20 protein-coding genes and 1 riboswitch are annotated in these 20384 nt (G+C 73.4%); of the genes, 11 read left to right on the plus strand and 9 right to left on the minus strand.

All coding sequences use genetic code 11. From position 1 onward, the window contains the following. Positions 1 to 29 precede the first annotated feature (29 nt). The gene (locus ACIQ9G_RS03900) at positions 30 to 1025 is read left to right on the plus strand and encodes a 2-hydroxyacid dehydrogenase (RefSeq protein ID WP_403605821.1); all 996 of its coding nucleotides are present in this window, start codon (positions 30 to 32) and stop codon (positions 1023 to 1025) included. On the opposite strand, the gene ACIQ9G_RS03905 is transcribed toward ACIQ9G_RS03900, so the two are convergent. Both ACIQ9G_RS03905 and ACIQ9G_RS03910 read right to left on the minus strand, forming a co-directional pair. Then, entirely contained in the window at positions 977 to 2857 is a 1881-nt protein-coding gene (locus tag ACIQ9G_RS03905) for an anthranilate synthase family protein (protein WP_403605823.1), read from the minus strand. The two genes, ACIQ9G_RS03900 and ACIQ9G_RS03905, sit on opposite strands and share 49 nt — an antisense overlap. 127 nt (positions 2858 to 2984) lie before the next feature. Continuing rightward, the gene (locus ACIQ9G_RS03910) at positions 2985 to 3086 is read right to left on the minus strand and encodes a trp operon leader peptide (protein ID WP_403605826.1); all 102 of its coding nucleotides are present in this window, start codon (positions 3084 to 3086) and stop codon (positions 2985 to 2987) included. Positions 3087 to 3271: 185 nt separating this feature from the next. On the opposite strand from ACIQ9G_RS03910, the gene ACIQ9G_RS03915 reads away from it, so the two are divergent. The 3 genes from ACIQ9G_RS03915 (at position 3272) to ACIQ9G_RS03925 (ending at position 6344) form a co-directional block, all read left to right on the plus strand. Next, the gene (locus ACIQ9G_RS03915; RefSeq protein ID WP_403605829.1) at positions 3272 to 4423 is read left to right on the plus strand and encodes a glycoside hydrolase domain-containing protein; all 1152 of its coding nucleotides are present in this window, start codon (positions 3272 to 3274) and stop codon (positions 4421 to 4423) included. 127 nt (positions 4424 to 4550) lie between these two features. Continuing rightward, positions 4551 to 5903, plus strand: a complete 1353-nt coding sequence (locus ACIQ9G_RS03920) for a class II 3-deoxy-7-phosphoheptulonate synthase (protein ID WP_403605832.1) — start codon at positions 4551 to 4553, stop codon at positions 5901 to 5903. Between the two features lie 150 nt (positions 5904 to 6053). Continuing rightward, a complete protein-coding gene (locus tag ACIQ9G_RS03925) occupies positions 6054 to 6344 on the plus strand; it encodes a bacterioferritin-associated ferredoxin (RefSeq protein WP_403605835.1) in 291 nt (96 codons plus the stop codon). Between the two features lie 10 nt (positions 6345 to 6354). Here ACIQ9G_RS03925 and bfr read toward each other — a convergent pair whose 3' ends face one another. Continuing rightward, the gene (bfr, locus tag ACIQ9G_RS03930) at positions 6355 to 6873 is read right to left on the minus strand and encodes a bacterioferritin (RefSeq protein WP_403606768.1); all 519 of its coding nucleotides are present in this window, start codon (positions 6871 to 6873) and stop codon (positions 6355 to 6357) included. Positions 6874 to 7027: 154 nt separating this feature from the next. Between bfr and ACIQ9G_RS03935 the strand changes: the two genes are divergently transcribed. Further along, positions 7028 to 7672 carry a sulfite oxidase-like oxidoreductase gene (locus ACIQ9G_RS03935; RefSeq protein WP_403605838.1) on the plus strand — a complete coding sequence of 215 codons (645 nt, stop codon included), beginning with the start codon at positions 7028 to 7030 and terminating at the stop codon, positions 7670 to 7672. A gap of 44 nt (positions 7673 to 7716) precedes the next feature. On the opposite strand, the gene ACIQ9G_RS03940 is transcribed toward ACIQ9G_RS03935, so the two are convergent. The 5 genes from ACIQ9G_RS03940 to thiO all read right to left on the minus strand — a co-directional run bounded on the left by ACIQ9G_RS03940 (position 7717) and on the right by thiO (position 13117). Then, the gene (locus tag ACIQ9G_RS03940) at positions 7717 to 8607 is read right to left on the minus strand and encodes a deoxyribonuclease IV (RefSeq protein ID WP_403605841.1); all 891 of its coding nucleotides are present in this window, start codon (positions 8605 to 8607) and stop codon (positions 7717 to 7719) included. Between the two features lie 146 nt (positions 8608 to 8753). After that, positions 8754 to 10682 (minus strand): Stk1 family PASTA domain-containing Ser/Thr kinase, encoded by a 1929-nt coding sequence (pknB, locus tag ACIQ9G_RS03945; protein WP_403605843.1) that lies wholly within the window; start codon positions 10680 to 10682, stop codon positions 8754 to 8756. Positions 10683 to 10853: 171 nt separating this feature from the next. Then, entirely contained in the window at positions 10854 to 11648 is a 795-nt protein-coding gene (locus ACIQ9G_RS03950; RefSeq protein WP_403605846.1) for a thiazole synthase, read from the minus strand. 3 nt (positions 11649 to 11651) lie between these two features. Next, positions 11652 to 11852, minus strand: coding sequence for a sulfur carrier protein ThiS (thiS, locus tag ACIQ9G_RS03955; RefSeq protein WP_403605849.1), 201 nt, complete (start codon positions 11850 to 11852; stop codon positions 11652 to 11654). Then, a complete protein-coding gene (thiO, locus tag ACIQ9G_RS03960) occupies positions 11849 to 13117 on the minus strand; it encodes a glycine oxidase ThiO (RefSeq protein ID WP_403605852.1) in 1269 nt (422 codons plus the stop codon). Before thiO ends, thiS begins: the two co-directional genes overlap by 4 nt. Continuing rightward, positions 13115 to 13226, minus strand: a riboswitch (TPP riboswitch). Its footprint overlaps the gene before it by 3 nt. A gap of 53 nt (positions 13227 to 13279) precedes the next feature. Here thiO and ACIQ9G_RS03965 point away from each other — a divergent pair. From ACIQ9G_RS03965 to ACIQ9G_RS03990, 6 genes are all read left to right on the plus strand, one after another. After that, positions 13280 to 13654, plus strand: coding sequence for a hypothetical protein (locus ACIQ9G_RS03965; RefSeq protein WP_403605856.1), 375 nt, complete (start codon positions 13280 to 13282; stop codon positions 13652 to 13654). A 32-nt stretch (positions 13655 to 13686) separates the two neighbouring features. Beyond that, positions 13687 to 14943, plus strand: coding sequence for an NAD(P)/FAD-dependent oxidoreductase (locus ACIQ9G_RS03970; RefSeq protein ID WP_403605859.1), 1257 nt, complete (start codon positions 13687 to 13689; stop codon positions 14941 to 14943). 63 nt (positions 14944 to 15006) lie between these two features. Then, positions 15007 to 15372 carry an Rv2175c family DNA-binding protein gene (locus tag ACIQ9G_RS03975; protein ID WP_356187738.1) on the plus strand — a complete coding sequence of 122 codons (366 nt, stop codon included), beginning with the start codon at positions 15007 to 15009 and terminating at the stop codon, positions 15370 to 15372. Positions 15373 to 15515: 143 nt separating this feature from the next. After that, on the plus strand, positions 15516 to 16175 hold the full coding sequence (gene thiE / locus ACIQ9G_RS03980) for a thiamine phosphate synthase (protein ID WP_403605863.1): 660 nt from the start codon (positions 15516 to 15518) through the stop codon (positions 16173 to 16175). A gap of 278 nt (positions 16176 to 16453) precedes the next feature. Then, positions 16454 to 17377 carry a methylenetetrahydrofolate reductase [NAD(P)H] gene (gene metF, locus ACIQ9G_RS03985; protein ID WP_403605866.1) on the plus strand — a complete coding sequence of 308 codons (924 nt, stop codon included), beginning with the start codon at positions 16454 to 16456 and terminating at the stop codon, positions 17375 to 17377. A gap of 56 nt (positions 17378 to 17433) precedes the next feature. Next, positions 17434 to 18429 (plus strand): hypothetical protein, encoded by a 996-nt coding sequence (locus ACIQ9G_RS03990; RefSeq protein ID WP_403605869.1) that lies wholly within the window; start codon positions 17434 to 17436, stop codon positions 18427 to 18429. Between the two features lie 102 nt (positions 18430 to 18531). Here the strand turns inward: ACIQ9G_RS03990 and ACIQ9G_RS03995 are convergent, their stop codons facing one another. After that, positions 18532 to 20043 carry a phytoene desaturase family protein gene (locus ACIQ9G_RS03995; protein WP_403605872.1) on the minus strand — a complete coding sequence of 504 codons (1512 nt, stop codon included), beginning with the start codon at positions 20041 to 20043 and terminating at the stop codon, positions 18532 to 18534. Positions 20044 to 20384: the final 341 nt, after the last annotated feature.

Here is a 20384-nt window from a genome sequence, read left to right on the forward strand (position 1 = left end):
TTCCGGCGCCAACCCCGGGAGGGGACCCCGTGGAGATCCTGGCCTTCGGCGTGCAGGCCGACGAGAAGCCCCTGATCGAGCAGGCCTTCCGGGACCACAACGAGGTCCGCTGCCTGGACGTCTTCCTCAACCAGGACACCGCCCCCATCGCCGCCGGCTCCGAGGTCGTCTCCAGCAGCGTCAACGCCGACCTCGGTCCGCGCACGCTGGAGATCCTGGCGGCCGGCGGGACCCGGATGATCGCCCAGCGCTCCACCGGCTTCAACAACATCGACCTCCGGATGGCCGAACGGCTCGGCATGACGGTCGCCCGGGTGTCGTACTACTCGCCCTACTCGGTCGCCGAGTTCGCCTGGGCCCTCGCCCTCGCGGTCAACCGGCGCATCGTGCGCGCCTCCATCCGCACCCGCGACTTCGACTTCCGGCTCGACGGGCTGATGGGCCGCGACCTGCACGGCCGTACCGCCGGCGTGCTCGGCACCGGAAAGATCGGCGAGGCGTTCGCCCGGATCGCCCACGGCTTCGGCATGCGGCTGCTCGGCTGGGACATCGCCGAGAACCCGGACTGCATGGAGCTGGGCATGAAGTACGTCTCCCGGGACCAGCTGCTGGCCGAGTCCGACCTGGTCAGCCTGCACGTCCCGCTGATGCCGGAGACGCACAACCTCATCGACGCCGGCGCCCTGAAGACGATGAAGGACGACGCGATCCTGGTGAACTCCAGCCGCGGCGGCCTGATCGACACCACGGCCCTCGTCGCCGAACTGCGCGAGGGCCGCTTCACCGGCGTCGGCCTCGACGTCTACGAGGCGGAGGCGGGCCTGTTCTACCTCGACAAGTCGCTCCACGCCATCGAGGACGACGTGCTGGCCCGCCTGGTCACCTTCCCCAACGTGCTGGTCACCTCCCACCAGGCGTACTACACCGAGGACGCGCTCCGGCAGATCGTCGACACCACGGTGAAGAACGTCCTCGACTACAAGGCGGGCCGCCGCTCGGAGAACGTCCTGGTGCCGCGCGCCTGAGCGACCGACTCCCGCACGATCGCGGCGCCGTTCAGCGTCAGCACCGACTCAGGGTGGAACTGCAGGCCCGCGAAGCCGGGCCCGCGCAGCGCGTGCACCTCGCCGTTGTCCGCGCGACCGACCTCCATGGCGTGCGCGGCCAGCTCCGCCGCCGCCGCGTCGTCGCAGCGCGCCACGAAGCTGTTGTAGAAGCCGACGGTCTCCTCCCGTCCGAACAGGTCGATCGTCGTCTGCGCGCCCTGGTACGGCACCTCCTTGCGGACGATGTCCAGCCCCAGTTCGGCCGCGATCAGCTCGTGCCCGAGGCACACGCCGAGCACCCCGTGCCGGTGCCCCGCGAGGACCTCGGCGGTCAGCGCGCGCAGGAGGCGCATCTTCGGGTCGGCGGCGTCCCGGGGGTCGCCGGGGCCGGGGCCGAGGACGACGGGACCCTCGTGCGCGCGCACGGCGTCCCGCAGCCCCGGCGCGTCGTAGCGGCGGACGGTGACGGTCAGACCGGAGGAGCGCAGCACGTGCGCGAGCATCGCCGTGAAGGTGTCCTCTCCGTCCACGACCAGGGCGTGCCCGCCGGGCTCCGCGGGCTGCTCCTGCATCCGCAGCCAGAACGGCGCCAGCGAGGCCCGGCGCCCGTCCAGCGCCGCCCGCACCCGCGGATCGTCGGCGAGCCGGGGCAGCGCCCGTTCCGCGTGCGGCCGGCCGGGCCGCACGCCCAGCGCCGCGAGCACCCCGGCCGCCTTGGCGTGCGTCTCGGCGACCTCGCCCGCCGGGTCGGAGCCGCGCACCAGCGTGGCACCGACCGGGACGCGCAGCCGGCCGGCCGCGTCGATGTCGGCGGTGCGGATGAGGATGGGGGAGTCGAGGGTCTGGACCCCGGCGGCGTCCCGGCCCAGCAGCGCGAGCGCACCGGCGTAGTAGCCGCGCCCGCCCACCTCGTGGCGCTCGATGACCCGGCAGGCGTTCTGCACCGGTGAGCCGGTCACCGTGGCGGCGAACAGGCTCTCCCGGAGCACCTCGCGCGCGTCCAGCGACGAACGGCCGCGCAGCTCGTACTCGGTGTGCGCGAGATGCGCCATCTCCTTCAGCCGCGGGCCGACGACGACCCCGCCCATGTCGCCGACGGTGCACATCATCTTGAGCTCCTCGTCGACGACCATCGACAGCTCCTCGATCTCCTTGCCGTCGGCGAGGAAGCCGAGCAGGTGCTCGGGCGTCGGCCCGCCCGCCGGATAGCGGTACGTCCCGCTGATCGGGTTCATGACCACGGTCCCGCCGGACATGCGGACGTGCACCTCCGGGCTGGCCCCGACGAGGGTGCGCTCCCCGGTGTGCACCACGAACGTCCAGTACGCGCCGCGCTCGCCCTCCAGCAGCCGCCGGAACAGCGCGAGGGCGTCCGCGCGGGAGAACCCCCGGATCTCCCCCTGGTAGGTCCGCCGGATCACGAAGTTGGCGCCCTCGCCCGCGCCGATCTCCTCGCGCAGCACCCGTCCCACGATCCCGGCGTACTCCTCGTCGGCGACGTCGAAGCCACCGCCCTCGACCGGCACCTCGTGCGCCGGCAGCCGGTCCAGCGCCTCGGCGAGCGGGATCTCGTACCGCTCCTCGGGCGTCAGCACCGCCAGCGGGGTGCCGTCGTCGCGGACGTCGAAGCCGCGCTCGCGGATCTGCCGGAAGGGGACGAGCGCGAGGCACTCGTCGGGCAGGCCGGCGAGGCGGTCGCAGGTGGTGACGGGGCCGCGCAGCACCTCGACGACGTCGTGGTCGCGGCCGGGGGTGCGGCGGCGCAGCAGGGCGAACGGGCGGTCGTCGTACGGCAGATGCGCCAGGTCCATGGGTTCCTCTTCCGTCGGTGAGCACCGAGGTCGGTGATCGCTGTCGTGATCGGGAGGAACGGCCGGTCGCGGAGAACGCCGAAGGCCGCCCCTCGGGCGGCCTTCGCGAAGTGTGGTTGACGCGCAGTCAGTGGGCCGCCGGACGAGCGGTCCACCACCAGTTCTGGTTACGGGTCGAATGCGCGAACATGCGCCGCACCTTACCCCACCCGGTGTCGGCCATACGCATCACTGCCGGTTTCCGGCGGGTTCGCCGCGTGGAAGGAGGGCGTCCGTCACGGCGCGCGGATCCCCACCCCGGTTTTCCCGCGGCGCACCCCGACCGAGGAGAGCACCTTGCCCGCACCACGATCACCACGGACCCCCGCCCGGAACGGACGCCGCGCCCCGCGCGCCCTCACCACGCTCACGGCCGTGACCGCCTGCGCGGTCCTCGGCGCCGCCGGGCCCGCCGCGCGGGCGACGACGGACGACACCCGGACCGTGACCTACCGCGGTCACACGTTCACCGTCCCCGCCGACTGGCCGGTCATCGACCTCGCCGAGCACCCGACCGCCTGCGTCCGCTTCGACCGGCACGCGGTCTACCTCGGCACGCCGGGCGAGCGGCAGGACTGCCCGGCGCGCGCCCTGGGCCGTACCGAGTCCCTCTGGGTGCAGCCCGCGGCCGCCGGGACGAAGAGCGCCGTGACCGAGAACCGCACGGCCCGCGTCTACCGGGCGACCGCCGACCAGATCGCCGTCACGGCCCCCTACGGCGGCGACCGCGAGGCCATCCGGCGGGTGCTGGACAGCGCGGGGCTGCCCATCGCCGCGGCCCGCGCGGAGAAGCCGGGCGCGGTGCCGGCCGCGCTCACCGTCCCCGCCGTCGCCTCCACCCATCAGGGCCGGGGCTTCGACGCCTGCACCGCCCCGAGCCAGTCGTCCATGAACGCCTGGAAGTCCGCCTCGCCCTACGGGGCGATCGGCATCTACATCGGCGGCGTCAACCGGGCCTGCGGCCAGGCGCGGCTGACCGCCCCGTGGGTGCTGGCCCAGTACACGAACGGCTGGCGTTTCTTCCCGCTCTACGTAGGCCTCCAGTCCGCCGCCAGCAGCTGCGGGGACGCCTGCGCCCCCATCACCGACCCGGTCCCGCAGGGCCGGGAGGCCGCCGAGGACGCGGTCGCCCAGGCGTCCGCGCTCGGGCTCGGCCGGGGCACCGTGATCTACAACGACCTGGAGCAGTACGACCGTGGCGGGACCGCCACCACCCAGGTGCTCCGCTACCTGGAGGCGTGGACCAAGCGCCTGCACGACCTGGGCTACCGGTCCGGCGCCTACGGCAGCGTCTCCTCCCTGGTCGCCGACCTGGTCGCGAACGCGAAGAAGACGACCCTGCCCGACGTCATCCACTTCGCCCGCTGGAACGGCGACAGCAGCACCGACGACCCCGCCCTGCCGCCCGCCCTGTGGGCCGACCACCAGCGCATCCACCAGTACGCGGGCAACCGCAAGGAGACCCACGGCGGCGTGACGATCAACATCGACCGCAACCAGCTGGACGTCGGCGCCGGTCCCTCCTGACCCGCCGGTCCCTCCCTACCCGACCGTCCCTCCCGACCCCTCCCGTGCCGTCCACGCCCGTGCACCATCTGTCTCAATTGATGAGCAGATGAAGGGACCCGCGACACGACCACGTAATGTTTACGAGGTGACCGTGAACGCTAAGTCCAGCGCCAGCGCTGGCAACACCTGGCGAAACCTGCCCGCGGCGCAGCAGCCCGAGTACCCCGACGCCGAGGCTCTGCGCGCAGTGATCGCGGACCTCGAGTCGTATCCGCCGCTCGTCTTCGCGGGCGAGTGCGACCAGCTGCGCGCCCGGTTGGCGGCCGTCGCCAGGGGAGAGGCGTTCCTCCTCCAGGGCGGCGACTGCGCCGAGGCCTTCGACGCGGTGTCCGCCGATCACATCCGCAACAAGCTCAAGACGCTGCTCCAGATGGGCGCCGTCCTGACGTACGCCGCCTCGGTGCCGGTGGTGAAGGTCGGCCGCATCGCCGGCCAGTACTCCAAGCCGCGCTCCAAGCCGACGGAGACCCGCGACGGGGTGACGCTGCCGACGTACCGGGGCGACTCGGTCAACGGCTTCGAGTTCACCGAGGAGGCCCGCTTCCCCGACCCGGAGCGGTTGAAGCGGATGTACCACGCGTCGGCCTCCACGCTGAACCTGGTGCGCGCCTTCACCACCGGCGGCTACGCCGACCTGCGCCAGGTGCACGCCTGGAACCAGGACTTCGTGCGCTCCTCCCCGTCCGGCCAGCGCTACGAGCAGCTCGCGCGGGAGATCGACAACGCGCTGAACTTCATGCACGCCTGCGGCGCGGACCCGGAGGAGTTCAAGACCGTCGAGTTCTTCTCCTCGCACGAGGCGCTGCTGCTCGACTACGAGTCGGCGCTCACCCGGGTCGACTCGCGCACCGGACAGCTGTACGACGTCTCCGCGCACATGGTGTGGATCGGTGAGCGCACCCGGCAGCTGGACCACGCGCACGTCGAGTTCGCCTCGAAGATCCGCAACCCGATCGGCATCAAGCTCGGTCCGACGACGACGCCCGAGGAGGCCCTGGCCTACATCGAGCGTCTCGACCCCGAGCGCGAGCCGGGCCGGCTGACCTTCATCGTCCGGATGGGCGCAGACAAGGTCCGCGACAAGCTCCCCGAGCTGGTCGAGAAGGTCACGGCGGCCGACGCCACGGTGGCCTGGGTGACGGACCCGATGCACGGCAACACCTTCGAGGCGGCCTCCGGCCACAAGACCCGCCGCTTCGACGACGTGCTCGACGAGGTCAAGGGCTTCTTCGAGGTGCACAAGGCGCTGGGCACCCACCCGGGCGGCATCCACGTGGAGCTGACCGGCGACGACGTCACCGAGTGCGTGGGCGGCGGCGACGAGATCTTCGTCGACGACCTGCACCAGCGCTACGAGACGGCCTGCGACCCGCGGCTCAACCGCAGCCAGTCGCTGGACCTGGCGTTCCTGGTCGCCGAGATGTACCGGGATCAGTGAGCCGGCCGCCCGGCTCGGGCGGGTGAGTGGGGCGCGGATCACACCCGATTCGCGCCCCTCGCCACTTTCGCGGGTTCTGCGTGCCAGGTAAGGTTAGGTTTGCCTCACCGAGGACGGGTCACCCGGTCCCTCCGGATGCGGCAGGACCAGATGATCCCCCGGCAGGAGGTGGACCGCGTGTACGTCTGCAGTTGCTTCGGCATCACCGATGAGCAGGTGAAGCGGCACGCGGAGAGTGGCGCCTGCACCCCCCGTCAGATCGCCTCCGCCTGCAAGGCCGGGACCGACTGCGGCGGATGCGTGCGCCGTATCCAGGCTCTGCTCGGCCGGGGCGCCGGCCCGCGCCGCGAGCCGGCCGGCGAGGCGCTTCCGGCGCTCGCGCGGCTCGCCCCGCGGGCGACGCCCGCGACTGGCCCGGTGGAACTCGGCGACGCCGCCTGAGGGACCGGCCCTAGCGGGTCGAGAAGCCTGAGGTGCCCGGGCCCGACGCGTCCGGCTGGCTCTGTTCGACGACCGTCGCCAGGTAGAGCGCCTCGCCCAGCTTGTCGACCAGGTCCAGCTGCGTGTCCAGGTAGTCGATGTGGTGCTCCTCGTCGGCCAGGATCGCCTCGAAGATGTTCGCCGACGTGATGTCGCCCTTGGCGCGCATCACCTCGACGCCCCGGCGCAGCCGGTCGATCGCCTCGACCTCGATCTGCCGGTCGGCCCGGAACATCTCGGTCACCGTCTGCCCGACCTGGATGTGGGAGAGCCGCTGGTAGTTGGGCAGGCCGTCCAGGAGCAGGATGCGGTCGGTCAGCACCTCGGCGTGCCGCATCTCGTCGAAGGACTCGTCCCGGGTGTACTTCGCGAGTTTCGTCCACCCCTTGTGGTCCTGCAGCTTGGAGTGCAGGAAGTACTGGTTGATCGCGGTGAGCTCGGCGGTGAGCTGCTCGTTGAGCAGCTCGATGACCTCGGGGTCGCCCTGCATCGCGGTGGGCTCCTTCCGGACGAAACTGGGCATAGTGTGCCGAATCATGACACCGGCCCTCGGGGTGGTCCAGTAAGTGCACACTTAGTGCGAGTTGCACGGATCGGACCGGGGCTGGTCAGGTGCACCCCCTTCCGTCTGTCAGGATGGAGTCATGGGTCAGCCGGTGGAACGCGCATCAGGAGACGCGTCTGGAGCAGCGGCGCGAACGGAGCTTCCGCCGGGGCAGCGACTTCAGCGGGGCTGGCCGGTCACGCACTACGGGCCGGTGCCCAAGTTCCGCCCCGAGCGCTGGGAGTTCCGGGTCTTCGGGTCCACCGCCGACGGCGAGAAGCACTGCTGGACGCACGAGGAGTTCACGGCCCTGCCGTACACCAGCGTGGTGGCCGACCTGCACTGCGTCACGAAGTTCAGCATGATCGGCGCCGAATGGGGCGGCATCCCGGCCCGCACGATCCTCGAGATCGCCCCGCCCGCGCCCGAGGTCACCCATGTGATGGTCTGGGCGGAGTACGGCTTCAGCTCCAACCTGCGGCTGTCCGACTTCGCCGCGGAGCGCACCCTGTTCGCCACCCACAAGGACGGCGAACTGCTCACCGCCGAGCACGGCTTCCCGCTCCGCCTGGTCGTCCCCCACCTGTACGCCTGGAAGGGCCCGAAGTGGGTCCGCGGCGTGGAGTACATGACCGCGGACCGCCGCGGCTTCTGGGAGGAGCGCGGCTACCACAACGTCGGCGACCCCTGGCAGGAACAGCGCTACTCCTACCAGGAGGGACCGGGGGACGGGCCCGAGCTCTGAGGGCACGGGCGGCGACGACGGACCGGCCGTCCCGTCCTTGGGGGTCAGCCGTCCCTGAGCTTCTTCAGCCGTTCCACGTCCGCCGCGTGACCCGCCTTGCCACCCGGCGTCTCGATGACCAGCGGTACGCCCTCGGTGGCCGGGTGGGTCATCAGGGCGCGGAAGGGGTCCTCGCCGATGTGACCGGCGCCGATGTTCTCGTGCCGGTCCTTGTGCGCGCCGGCCACGTCCTTGGAGTCGTTCGCGTGGATCAGGCGCAGCCGGCCCTCGCCCACCGTGTCCACCAGCAGGTCCAGCGTCCCGTGCATACCGCTCGGGCCGGTCAGGTCGTGCCCGGCGGCGAAGATGTGGCAGGTGTCCAGGCACACGCCCAGCTTCGGATGGGCGTCCAGCGCCTCGAAGTACGGCCCGAAGTCCCAGGTGCGCGAGCACAGGGAGGCGCCCTGGCCCGCGGTCGACTCCAGCAGCAGGTACGGGTCGTCGTCGTGGGTGAGCTCCTCCAGCAGCGGCAGCATCCGCTCCCGCACCTGCCGCAGCGCCACCGCCCGGTCCCGGCCGCCGGTGGCGCTGCCGGTGTGCACCACCACGCCCAGCGCGCCGATCTCCCGCCCGCGCCGCAGCGAGTGCCGCAGCGAGGCCACCGACCGCTCCACGGTGGCCTCGGTGTGCGAGCCGAAGTTGATCAGGTAGGGGGCGTGCACGTACGCCGGGATCGACTCCTCGGCGCAGGCGGCCCGGAACGCCTCGTCCTGCCGCGGACTGCCCGCGGGCGTGGCCCAGCCGCGCGGGTTGGCGACGAAGACCTGCACGGCCTCGGCCTTCAGGTCGCGGGCGTAGGACAGGCCCACGGAGTGCAGTCCGCCGGCGACGGGGACATGCCCGCCGACGGGGTTGCGGGAGGGACCGGGGAGGGCGGGGGACTGCTGACTGCTCACCCGTTCAGGGTGTCATGCGCCCGGCGGCCCCCGGCCACCGCGTCCCCGGCCACCGCGTCGCGGGCCACCGGGTGCCCGGCCACCGGGTCCCGGGCAGCCCCGGGAGGCGTCTCACGCGCCTGACGTGCCTCAGAGCCCCGCGCGTCTCACCGGATGGTGATCGTGATCGTCGATCCCTTGGGCGCCCAGTCGCCGCCCGCCACGGACTGCTTCTTGACGGTGTCGCCGAACAGCCCGAGCAGACCGCGGTCCTCCTCGACCTTGAAGCCGGCGCCTGCCAGCGCCTTCTTCGCCTGGTCCACGCTGTCGCCGGTCACGTCCGGCACCTCGACCATCTCCGGGCCCTTGGACACGGTCAGCGTGACCGTGTCGCCCTCGGCGGCCTGTCCGCCACCGCCCGGGGTCTGCCGGGCGACCTGTCCCCGGTCGAACTCGGAGGTGACCTGCTCGGCGGCGACCCGCACCCGCAGACCCGCGTCCGTCAGGTCGGACCTCGCCTCCTCCAGGCTCTCCCCGGTGACGTCCGGCACGTCCACCGGGGCGCCCTTGCTCACGGTGAGCGCGATCGCCGAGCCGGCCCGGCGCTCGATGCCGGCGGCCGGGTCCGTGGCGACCACGAAGCCCTTGGGGAAGTCCTCGCTGAACGTCCGGCTCACCATGCCCGGCTCCAGCCCGGCCTCGCGCAGCGCGCTCCGCGCCTTGTCCAGCCGGTAGCCGCGCACGGTGGGCACCTTCACGGTCTCCGGTCCGTCGGAGAGGGTGAGCGAGACCGAGTCGTTGCTGCGGATACGGGCCCCGGTCTCCGGGTCCGTGCTGATGACGGTGCCGCGCTTCACGGTGTCGCTGTAGGCGTGCTTGACCTGCTTGACCTCGAGACCGGCCGCCCTGAGCCGCTCCCTGGCCTGGGCCTCGGTCTTCGCCAGCACCGGGGGGACCTTCGTGAACTGGCCGGAGTTGATGTACCAGACCCCGGCGCCGGCCCCGAGGACCAGCAGCACCACGGCGAGGACGGTTACCAGACCCCGCCGCGGGCGGCCGGTGCGCCGGGCCGGGGCGGGCGGCGCGGGAGACTCCAGCCGGCTGGTGCGGTGCAGCGCGTCGGCCCGGACGCCCTCCTCGGACGTCAGCGGGCGCGGCACCGTCAGCGCGCGCGGGATCACGCTCGTACGGTCCTCGGCGTTGCTGTGCTCCGCGGTGAGCGCCTGCGGCGGCACCGCGTCGAGCTGCTCCGGGCCGAGCGCCGCACGCGTCTGCCGGACGTGCGCGAGGAGCGCGACCGCGTCGTGCGGCCGGTCGGCGGGGGTGCGCGCGGTCGCCGTCGCGACCAGCGCGTCCAGCTCGAACGGCAGCCCCGGCACGGCGGCCGACGGCGCCGGCACGTCCGCGTGCAGGTGCTGGTAGAGGATCTGCGCGGGCGTCTCGCCCTGGTGCGGGCGGCCACCGGTCAGCATCTCGTACAGGACCACCCCGCACGCGTACACGTCGACCCGGGGGTCGGCGGTGCCCTGCTCGACCTGCTCCGGCGCCAGGTAGGAGACGGTGCCGAGGACGGTGCCCGTGGTGTTGGTGACGGTGTCCACGGACCGCACCAGACCGAAGTCGGCGACCTTGACCCGGCCGTCGTCCCCGATCAGGACGTTCTCCGGCTTCATGTCGCGGTGCACGAAACCCGCCCGGTGCGCGGCGCCGAGCGCCGCGAGCACCGGCTCCAGGATGTCCAGCGCGGCACGCGGCTGCAGCGCCCCGCGCTCGCGCAGCACGTCGCGCAGGGTGCAGCCCGCGACGTACTCCATGGCCAGATAGACGTACGACCCGTCGGTGCCCTGGTCGAAGACCTGCACCACGTTCGGGTGGGCGAGCCGGGCGACCGACTTGGCCTCCCGGATGAACCGCTCGACGAAACTGGCGTCGGCCGCGAGCGTCGGGTGCATCACCTTCAGCGCGAGGACGCGGTCCAGGCGGGTGTCCAGGGCCCGGTAGACCGTGGCCATCCCGCCGACCGCGATCCGCGCGTCCACGCGATACCGGGCGTCGAGCACCTGCCCGACCAATGGGTCCTGAAGGGTCGTATCCACGCAGGTGAGTCTACGAGCCGCCACCGACGCCACGCCGCCTCGTCCGCAAGGAGGAGCGGTACTGCGACCGACCTGTGACGCTTCGCACGCCGTCCCGGACACGGCCGCGCATCGCGGCGGACGCCTGGAAGGCGGCCCGATCCGGGTCCGCCCCCGCACCGGGGCGGACGCCTAGAAGGCGGGCCGCTCCGGGTCCAGCCGGGCCATGCCCTCCGTGGGGGACGACGCCTCGGCGAGGTAGCGCCGGGGGATGCGTCCCGCCAGCCGGGCCAGCCGGCCCGCCTCCACCGCGCAGCGCATCGCCTCCGCCATCCGCACCGGCTCCTGCGCCCGCGTCACCGCCGACGCCAGCATCACCCCCGCGCACCCCAGCTCCATGGCGAGGGTCACGTCCGAGGCCGTACCGGCGCCGGCGTCGAGGATCACCGGCACCCGCGCCCGCTCCACGATCAGCTGGAAGTTGTGCGGGTTGCGGATGCCGAGCCCGGACCCGATCGGCGATCCCAGCGGCATGATCGCCGCACAGCCGGCGTCCTCCAGCTTCCGCGCGAGCACCGGATCGTCGTTCGTGTACGGCAGCACCGTGAACCCGTCGTCGACCAGTGTCCCGGCGGCGTCCAGCAGCTCGATCGGGTCCGGCAGCAGCGTCCGCTCGTCGGCGATGACCTCCAGCTTGATCAGGTCGGTGCCCAGCGCCTCCCGCGCCAGCCGCGCCGTGAGCACCGCCTCACCCGCGGTGAAGCAGCCGGCGGTGTTCGGCAGCACCCGGATGCCCAGCCGGTCCAGCACCGACAGCACGGATCCGTGCACGGAGGGGTCCACCCGCCGCATCGCGACCGTGGTCAGCTCCGTGCCGGAGGCGACCAGTGCCCGCTCCAGCACCTCCAGGCTGGGCGCCCCGCCGGTGCCCATGATCAGCCGGGAGGCGAAGGACGTTCCGCCGAGGACGAGGGGGTCGTCGGCCATGGGTCAGCCTCCCTGGACGGCGGTCAGCACTTCGACGCGGTCGCCCTCGGCCAGGGCCGTGGACGACCACCGCGTGCGCGGGACGACGGTCTCGTTGAGGGCGGCGGCCACTCCCGAGGGGGCGGCGGTCAGCAACGCCACGACGGTGTCCAGAGCCGCGCCGGACGCGACCTCGCGCGGCTCCCCGTTGACCGAGATGTTCATGCGGGCTGCTCCGAGAGTGCGGCGGCGCGAAAGCGGCGCGGGCCGAAGGGGCGCGCGTCGTCGGGCAGGTCCCCGGTGACCAGGGCGTGCGCCAGGATGTCCCCGGTGACCGGGGTGAGCAGCACGCCGTTGCGGTAGTGCCCGGTGGCCAGCAGCAGCCCGTCCAGGTCGGTCGGGCCGAGCAGCGGCGCGTTGTCGGGGGAGCCCGGACGCAGCCCGGCCCGGGTCTCCGTGAGCGGCAGCTCGGTGATCCCCGGCACCAGCTCGTGCGCGTCCCGCAGCAGCTCGTACACACCGCCCGCGGTCACCGCGGTGTCCCAGCCCAGCTCCTCGCTGGTCGCCCCTACCACCAGCTCGCCGTTCAGCCGCGGCACCAGGTAGACCTGGCTGCCGCGCACCACGGCCCGTACGGTCCGGCTCAGGAAGGGCGCGTACCGCTTCGGCACGGTCAGCCGCAGCACCTGCCCCTTCACCGGCCGCACCGGCGGCAGCACGTCGGCCGGCACGCCCGCGAGCCGGCCGCTGAGGCTGCCCGCCGCGAGGACGACGTGGCCCGCGCCCAGCACCGTGCCGTCGCGCAGCACGCAGCCCGCCGCCCGGTTCCGGACCACGGTCAGCCGCTCGGCCCAGGCGCGGTGGAAGACCACGCCCGCCCGCTCGCACGCGGTCACCAGGGCGCGGGCCAGCCGCCGCGGGTCGACCTGGTGGTCGCCGTCCACCCGCAGACCGCCGCGCACGCCCGGCGCGAGCATCGGTTCCAGCCGCCGGCACTCGCGCCCCGACAGCCACTCGGAGTCCAGGCCCGACCGCTGCTGCAGCGCGTGCAGTTCCCGCAGATGGGCCCGGTCGTCGGCGTCCAGCGCGACGGCGAGCGTGCCGCACCGGCGGTAGCCGAGGTCGAGGCCGGTCAGCTCGGTCAGCTCGGCCGCGAAGTCCGGATAGCGGCGGGCCGAGGCCAGGTTCAGCCCGAGCAGGGTCTGCTCTCCGTGGTGCAGTTCGGTGACGGCGGCGAGCATCCCGGCCGCGACCTGAGCCGCCCCGCCGCCCGGCTCGGGATCCACCACGGCCGTGGTCAGGCCGCGCTGCGCCGCGCGCCAGGCCGTCACGAGCCCGATGATCCCGCCCCCGACGACCAGGACGTCCGCCGTGCCCGGGAACGGCGTGCCCGGCGACCAAGTGCCCGTGGGCGAGACGCCCGGGGACGTGCCCGGCGACGGGGTGCCCGGAGGCGACGTACTCGGAGACGGCGTACCTGAAGACGACATGGGCGTCCAGCCCCTCCCTTCGCCGGCATGACCCGGATCAGGTTCGTACGGTCGGAGGCCGCCAGCCTCCCTCTCAGCCCGGTGCGTCCGGGCTCCCGCGAGTGCTTGTACGGTGGCCACCCTAGCCCGCCGGGCACCGACCTCGTAAGGGAGCCTTCGCCCATGCCGCGCTCGCTCGACGGCCTCGTCCTCGCCCCCGTCGCCGACCAGGCCCCCGGCCAGGTGGGCACCCGCACCCGGTTCACCTACCACGAGCGGAGCGGGGAGATCTGGGCCGAATACGCGGGCGGTGACGTCGTACGCGGCCATCTGGTGGGTATCCGGGAAGGGAACCGCCTCGACTTCCGGTACGTGCAGCTCAAGCACGACGGGACCACGTCCTGCGGGCACTGTGTGTCGACGGTGGTCGAACTGCCCGACGGGCGTGTCCGGTTGGAGGAGAGCTGGCAGTGGGAGTCGCAGCCGGGGAGCGGGACGAGCGTGGTGGAGGAGGTGACCGGCCCCGCTGTGCAGCAGGTCACCCGGTCCGCACCCTGACTGACCCTCCGTCAGGTGTCTATGGTGATCGGGTGAGCGAGCAGACGCAGGAACACGGCACGTCACAGCCGCGGCGCGTGGTCGTCGCCGGCGCGGGCATGGCCGGTGTGCAGACCGCGGTGGCCCTGCGCGAGCAGGGCTTCACCGGCACCGTGACGCTGATCGGCGCCGAGCCCCACCAGCCCTACGACCGGCCGCCCTTGTCCAAGGCCGTCCTGCTCGGCAAGGCCGAGGACTCCGCCTTCGACGTCGACTTCGAGGCCCTCGGCATCGAACTCCAGCTGGGCCGCGAGGCGCTCGCCGTGCGGGTCGACGCGCACGTCCTCGACACCTCCGCCGGTCCCGTGCCCTACGACGTGCTCGTGCTGGCGACCGGCGCCGAACCGGTCCGGCTGCCGGGCGCCGAGGGCGTCCCCGGCGTCCATCTGCTGCGCACCCTGGACGACGCCGAACGGCTGCGCCCGGTCCTCGCCCGGCAGCACGACATCGTGGTCGTCGGGGCCGGCTGGATCGGCGCCGAGTTCGCCACCGCCGCCCGCGAGGCGGGCTGCGCGGTGACGGTCGTCGAGGCCGCGGACCGCCCGCTCGCCGGAGCGCTGCCCGCCGAGGTGGCCGCCCCGATGGCCGCCTGGTACGCCGACTCCGGCGCCGTGCTGCGCACCCACGCGCGCGTGGCGCGCGTCGAGCCGGGCGCGGTGGTGCTCGACGACGGCACGCGGCTGCCCGCGGACGCCGTCGTGGTCGGCATCGGCGCGCGCCCCGCCACCGGCTGGCTGGGCGGCTCCGGCATCCCCCTGGGCGCCCACGGCGAGGTCCTGGCCGACGACCACCTGCGCGCCGGCGCGCCGGACGTGTACGCGGTCGGCGACTGCGCCTCCTTCCCCTCGGGCCGGTACGGCGAGCGCCTGCTCGTCCACCACTGGGACAACGCGCTGCAGGGCCCGCGCACCGTCGCCGCGAACATCCTGGGCGAGACCCCCGCGGCCTACGACCCGGTCCCGTACTTCTGGTCCGAGCAGTTCGGCCGCTTCGTGCAGTACGCCGGCCACCACGCGTCCGCCGACACCACCGTCCTGCGCGGCGACCCGTCCGGACCGGCGTGGACGGTGTGCTGGCTGCGCGAGGGCCGCCTGGTGGCCCTGCTGGCGGTCGGCCGTCCGCGGGACCTCGCCCAGGGCAGACGCCTGATCGAGGCGGGCACGCCGATGGATCCCGGCCTGCTGGAGGACCCCGCGCGCCCGCTGAAGACGGCCACCACCGAGGGGGCGCCACCCACGGCGCCGACGTAGGACCCTCCCCGGGTGGACGGGCCTGACTTCCGACTGTCGGTCCCAGATGGCACGCTTGATCCCGTGACCGAGATTGACGCAAAGATCGATGCTCTCGTCCCCGCCTGGCTCACCCTCCCCGACATCGCCGAACAGCTCGGCGTCGAGGTGACACGTGTGCGGCAGCTGGTCAAGGACGGCCAGCTCATCGCCGTACGCCGTGGTGAGAACCGCGCGCTGCACGTCCCCGCCGCCTTCATCGACGGGGACAAGGTCGTCAAGGGACTGTCCGGGACCCTGACGCTCCTGCGGGACGACGGTTTCACGGACGAAGAGATGCTGGAGTGGCTCTTCACCCCCGACCCGACCCTGCCCGGCACCCCCGCGCAGGCGCTCAGCGAGAATCGCGGCACGGAGGTGAAGCGCCGCGCCCAGGCGCTCGCCGTCTGATCCAGTACAACCGTTCCCACGGCGTACGGGCCGCACCCACCGGGGCCGCGGCCGCGGCGGGCTGCGGCCCGCCGCGGTCACGTCCCCCTGGGGGCGTCCCGTACGCCGACGACACACCGCACCGACACCGGGGGGACCCACGTATGCCCGACACCGCCGCCCGCGCCCGTGACCGGCTGGCCGACGCCCGGCTCTATCTGTGCACGGACGCCCGGACCCGCCAGGGCGACCTGCCCGAGTTCCTGGACGCGGTCCTGGCCGGCGGGGTGGACATCGTGCAACTGCGCGACAAGGGCATGGAGGCGGCCGAGGAGCTGGAGCACCTCCGGGTCTTCGCCGACGCCTGCGCACGGCACGGCAGGATGCTCGCGGTCAACGACCGGGCGGACGTCGCGCACGCCGCCGGCGCCGACGTGCTCCACCTGGGCCAGGGCGACCTCCCGGTCCCCGCGGCCCGCGCGATCCTCGGCGGCGACCTGCTGATCGGCCGCTCCACCCACTCGAAGGCGGAGGCCGAGGCGGCCGCCGCGCAGGACGGCGTGGACTACTTCTGCACGGGCCCGTGCTGGCCCACGCCCACCAAGCCCGGCCGCCCCGCCCCCGGCCTGGACCTGGTCCGCCACACCGCCGCCCTCGGCGCCGCCCGGCCCTGGTTCGCCATCGGCGGCATCGACCTGGGCAACCTGGACGAGGTCCTCGACGCCGGCGCCCGCCGCGTCGTCGTGGTCCGGGCGATCACCGCGGCGGACGACCCCGGCGCGGCGGCGGCGCAGTTCGCCGGGCGGCTGCGCAAGGCCGCGTAGGCGTCCCGTCCGGCCCGCTCCCGTTCGGCCAGCTCCCGTCCCCGGCCCCGTCCCCGGCCCCGTCCCCCGGTCCCGTCGGGCCCGGTCTCCGCCCGCTCGGTCTCAGCCGTCTCGGTACCGGCCGTCCGTGCCGAGCCGTCTCAATAGGTGGACACCGGCGGGGTGCGGAGGGGATTCAGCGGGGGCCGGATGTCCAAGGGGTGAACAACGAGTCGACAAATCAGGCAAATTTCCGGCTTTCGGTTGGGGGACCGGCGCACCCTGGATAACCTGCGAGTATGGCCCTCGGAACCGCATCCACCCGGACAGATCGCGCCCGAACCGTCCGCGACATCCTCGCCGCCGGCAAGGCGACGTACTCGTTCGAGTTCTGGGCGCCCAAGACGGAGAAGGGCGAGCGCAACCTGTGGAACGCGCTCCGGAGGGTCGAGGCGGTCGCCCCCGACTTCGTCTCCGTGACCTACGGCGCCGGCGGTTCCACCCGCTCGGGCACCGTGCGGGCCACCGAGCAGATCGCCGCCGACACCACGCTCACCCCGGTCGCCCATCTCACCGCGGTCAACCACTCCATCGCGGAACTGCGCAACATCATCGGCCAGTACGCCGACGCCGGGATCCGCAACATGCTGGCCGTGCGCGGCGACCCGCCCGGCGACCCGATGGGCGAGTGGGTGGCGCACCCGCAGGGCGTGACGTACGCGGCCGAGCTCGTCCGGCTCATCAAGGAGTCGGGCGACTTCTGCGTCGGTGTGGCCGCATTCCCCGAGATGCACCCGCGCTCGGACCAGTGGGACACCGACGTCGCGCACTTCGTCGACAAGTGCCGCGCCGGTGCCGACTACGCCATCACGCAGATGTTCTTCCAGCCCGAGTCGTATCTGCGCCTGCGCGACCGGGTCGCCGCGGCCGGCTGCGAGACCCCGGTGATCCCGGAAGTGATGCCGGTCACCAGCGTCAAGATGCTGGAGCGGCTGCCGCAGCTCAGCAACGCCTCGATCCCGGACGAGCTGAAAGAGCGGATCCTCACAGCGAAGGACGATCCGGCGGCTGTACGCTCGATCGGAATCGAGTTCGCCACGGAGTTCTGCGCGCGGCTGCTGGCCGAGGGAGTGCCCGGACTGCACTTCATCACGCTCAACAACTCCACGGCGACCCTGGAAATCTACGAGAACCTGGGCCTGCACCAACCCCCGCAGGCCTAGACCGGCCGCACCGCGATGGGACACACTGCGTAGCGGCCACTGGGAGAGGGGCGTACATGGGCTGGACGGTCCTCTACATCGCGTTCGGCGTCGTCGCGCTGTGGCTGCTCGGCGAGGTGCTGCTGCAGTACAAGGCGCGCCTGCGCTGGCGGCTGCTGGCCTTCGCCGGCTTCCTCGGGGTCGTGCTCGGCGTGCTGATCCCGTCCGTCGTCGTCATCGGTCTGGGCGCCGCCGCGTTCGCGGTCGGGCAGACCTACGTCACGCTGTCCTTCCGCCGCGGCTTCGCGGCGGGCTGGGCGGTTCGCGGCCCGGGCGCCGACGCCGGCACCGGCAGCAAGCGCCGCCGCGGTGAGGCGGACCACCAGGACCCGACCCTGGAGGTCTCCGACCTCGAGGCCGCGGACGGCGGCCACGGGGACGCCGACGGCGTCCACGGCCGCGACGGCCTGTCGTACGGCGACGACTACGACCACGAGGACGTCTTCACCCCCGCCGCCCGGCCCGACGGCCCCTCGGCCGCCGAGACCACCGCCGTGTACGAGCCGCAGCCCATGCCCGACGACACCGGCTCCTACGGCGTGTACGGCAACCCCGCCTCCGGCTACCCGGGCGGCACCGACTCCGCCTACGCCACCGCCGGGCACCCGCAGGACCAGTACGCGACCGCCGCCCAGGGCGCCGACCAGAGCTACGCGTACGACTACTCCGGCTACGGACAGCAGAGCTACGGCTACGACAGCGCCGGCCAGCAGCAGTACGCCGCCTACTCCGATCCGTACATCGGCACCCAGAGCTACGGCGGCGCCTCCTACGACACCGGTTACGCGGACCAGCAGGGCTACGGCCAGGAGGGCTACGGCCAGGACGCGTACACCGGCGGCTACGGCGGCGAGGCCCCGTCCAGCGGGGCCTGGGTCCCGCAGCAGCGCGGCGACGGCACCTACGGCGGTGAACTCCCGCCCGAGCAGTCCTACCCCTACCAGGGCAACGGCCAGGGGCAGGGGCAGGACCAGCCGCACGGCAACGGGTTCGACGAGCAGTACCGTTTCTGACGGGCAGTACCGTCTCCGGAGCGTCCGGCCGGAGGCCGGCGCGACCGGCCGGGGCCGGTCCCGGGCCGCCCGGTCAGGACCGCCCGGTCAGGGCCCCCGCGCTCACTGCGAGCCCCTGAACTCCGGCCCCTCCACGATCAGCCCGGCCACCAGCGCCCCCGACATGCCCGCGTGCGGAAGGCCGCCCCCGGGATGCGACCAGCCGCCGACCCGGTACAGACCGGGCAGGCGCGTGGTGTTCGCCGGGCGCAGGAAACGGCCGCCTCCGGCGGCGAGCGCGGGAGCGGGCACAGCCCCGTGAGGGGCGCCCGTCTCGGCCTGGGTGTACGCGGGTGTGCGCACCTCGTGCCACAGCAGACGCTCCCGCAGGCCGGGCACCGCGGACCCGGCGGCTTCGAGGAGCAGGTCGGCACAGTGCCGCACCACGGCTTCGTCCTCCCAGCCCGCCTCGGCCGACATCACGGCGGACAGCACCACGGACTCGTGTGCGCCGTCCGGCCGGAGTGCGGGGTCGTCGGGGCGCAGCACGGTCACCGTGGGACGCCCGGGTCGCTCGCCGCCGGGTGCGACCAGCAGATCCAGCTCGGACTCGAAGTCCGGTGCGTGGACGACCGTACGGTGCGCGGCACCGGCCTCCCGCTCGCCGCGCAGGGCCAGCAGGACGGTGAACCGTGCGAACGGGGGTGAGACCGTGCCGGCGCGCACGTCACCTTCCTCGTCCAGCGGACGCTCCGTCAGGGCACGCAGCCGCACCGGGTCCACGCCGGCCACGACGTGGTCGGCACCCTCCGACGTACCGTCGGCCAGCTCCACCCCCGCGGCCCGGCCGTCCCTCCGCAGGATCCGGGTGACCTCGGCGTCGAAGACGAACCGGACCTTGCGCCGCACGCACCGCTCGTACACCGCCCGCGCCAGCTCACGCATTCCGCCGCGCACGTACCAGGTGCCGAAGGCGTGCTCCATGTACGGCAGCACGGCGGCGCTCGCGGGCACGGTCCGGGGATCGAGACCGTAGGCGAGCACCTGGGTCTCCAGGAGGGCGGCCAGCCGCTCGTCACGCAGCTCCCAGGAACCGATCTCGCGCAGGGTCCGCGCCCGCCGCGTGCGCAGCAGCCGCTTGTGCGGCACGGCCGGGTACGGCTCCCGCTCGGCGAGTACCCGCCAGTCGGGCCACAGCGGCTCCTCCAGCAGCGGCCGCCGGGTGCGGTCCCAGGTCTCGCGGGCCCGCACCAGGAAGTCGCCCCAGCGCTGCCCGGCGCCCGCGCCCAGAGCCTCGTCCAGGGCCGCGACGACACCCGCGCGCGATGCGTTCGGCAGGGACACCTCGGTGCCGTCCGCGAAGACGTGCCGCGCGGCCGGGTCGACCTGGACCAGCTCGACGACGTCCTCCAGCGCCTCCTTGCCGGTCTTGACGAAGAGGTCGCGATAGACCGCGGGGAGCGGGAGCAGTCCCGGGCCGGTGTCGAAGGCGAAGCCGTCCCGCTCGACGCGGCGCACCGCTCCGCCGTACGTCTCCGTCCGCTCGTACACCGTCACCCGGTGGCCCGCGACGGCCAGCCGGGCGGCGGCCGCCATCGCGCCCATCCCGGCGCCGATCACCGCAATCCGTGCCATGCCGACGACTTTATCGGCAGCCACCGACAAGCCCGGCGGCAGGGCGCTGACCAGCCTTTTCCCGCAACGGGCGGGAAGCGCGCGGGCCGTCCCGGCCGGTGGCCGCGGGCCCGCCCCGGGCGGCCGGGGAGCAGCGGCGCGCACGCGACCGGCACCGGGAGACGCACCGGCGTGGTGGGGGCGCGTGCGCAGGAGTGAGTATCCGTACCTAGCCGGTGAGATGAGTACGCGCGCGGATGGGGCCCGACCTGCGCGGACGAGAGAGTGGAGGCACGGGAAGGGGCACGGCTCCGGTACCGCCGGCACGGGGCGGCGGAACGGGGCGGCCCTCGCCCGCTCCT

Origin of the sequence: Streptomyces sp. NPDC096152 (assembly GCF_044763235.1) — a bacterium.
In the GTDB taxonomy this organism is placed as follows: domain Bacteria; phylum Actinomycetota; class Actinomycetes; order Streptomycetales; family Streptomycetaceae; genus Streptomyces.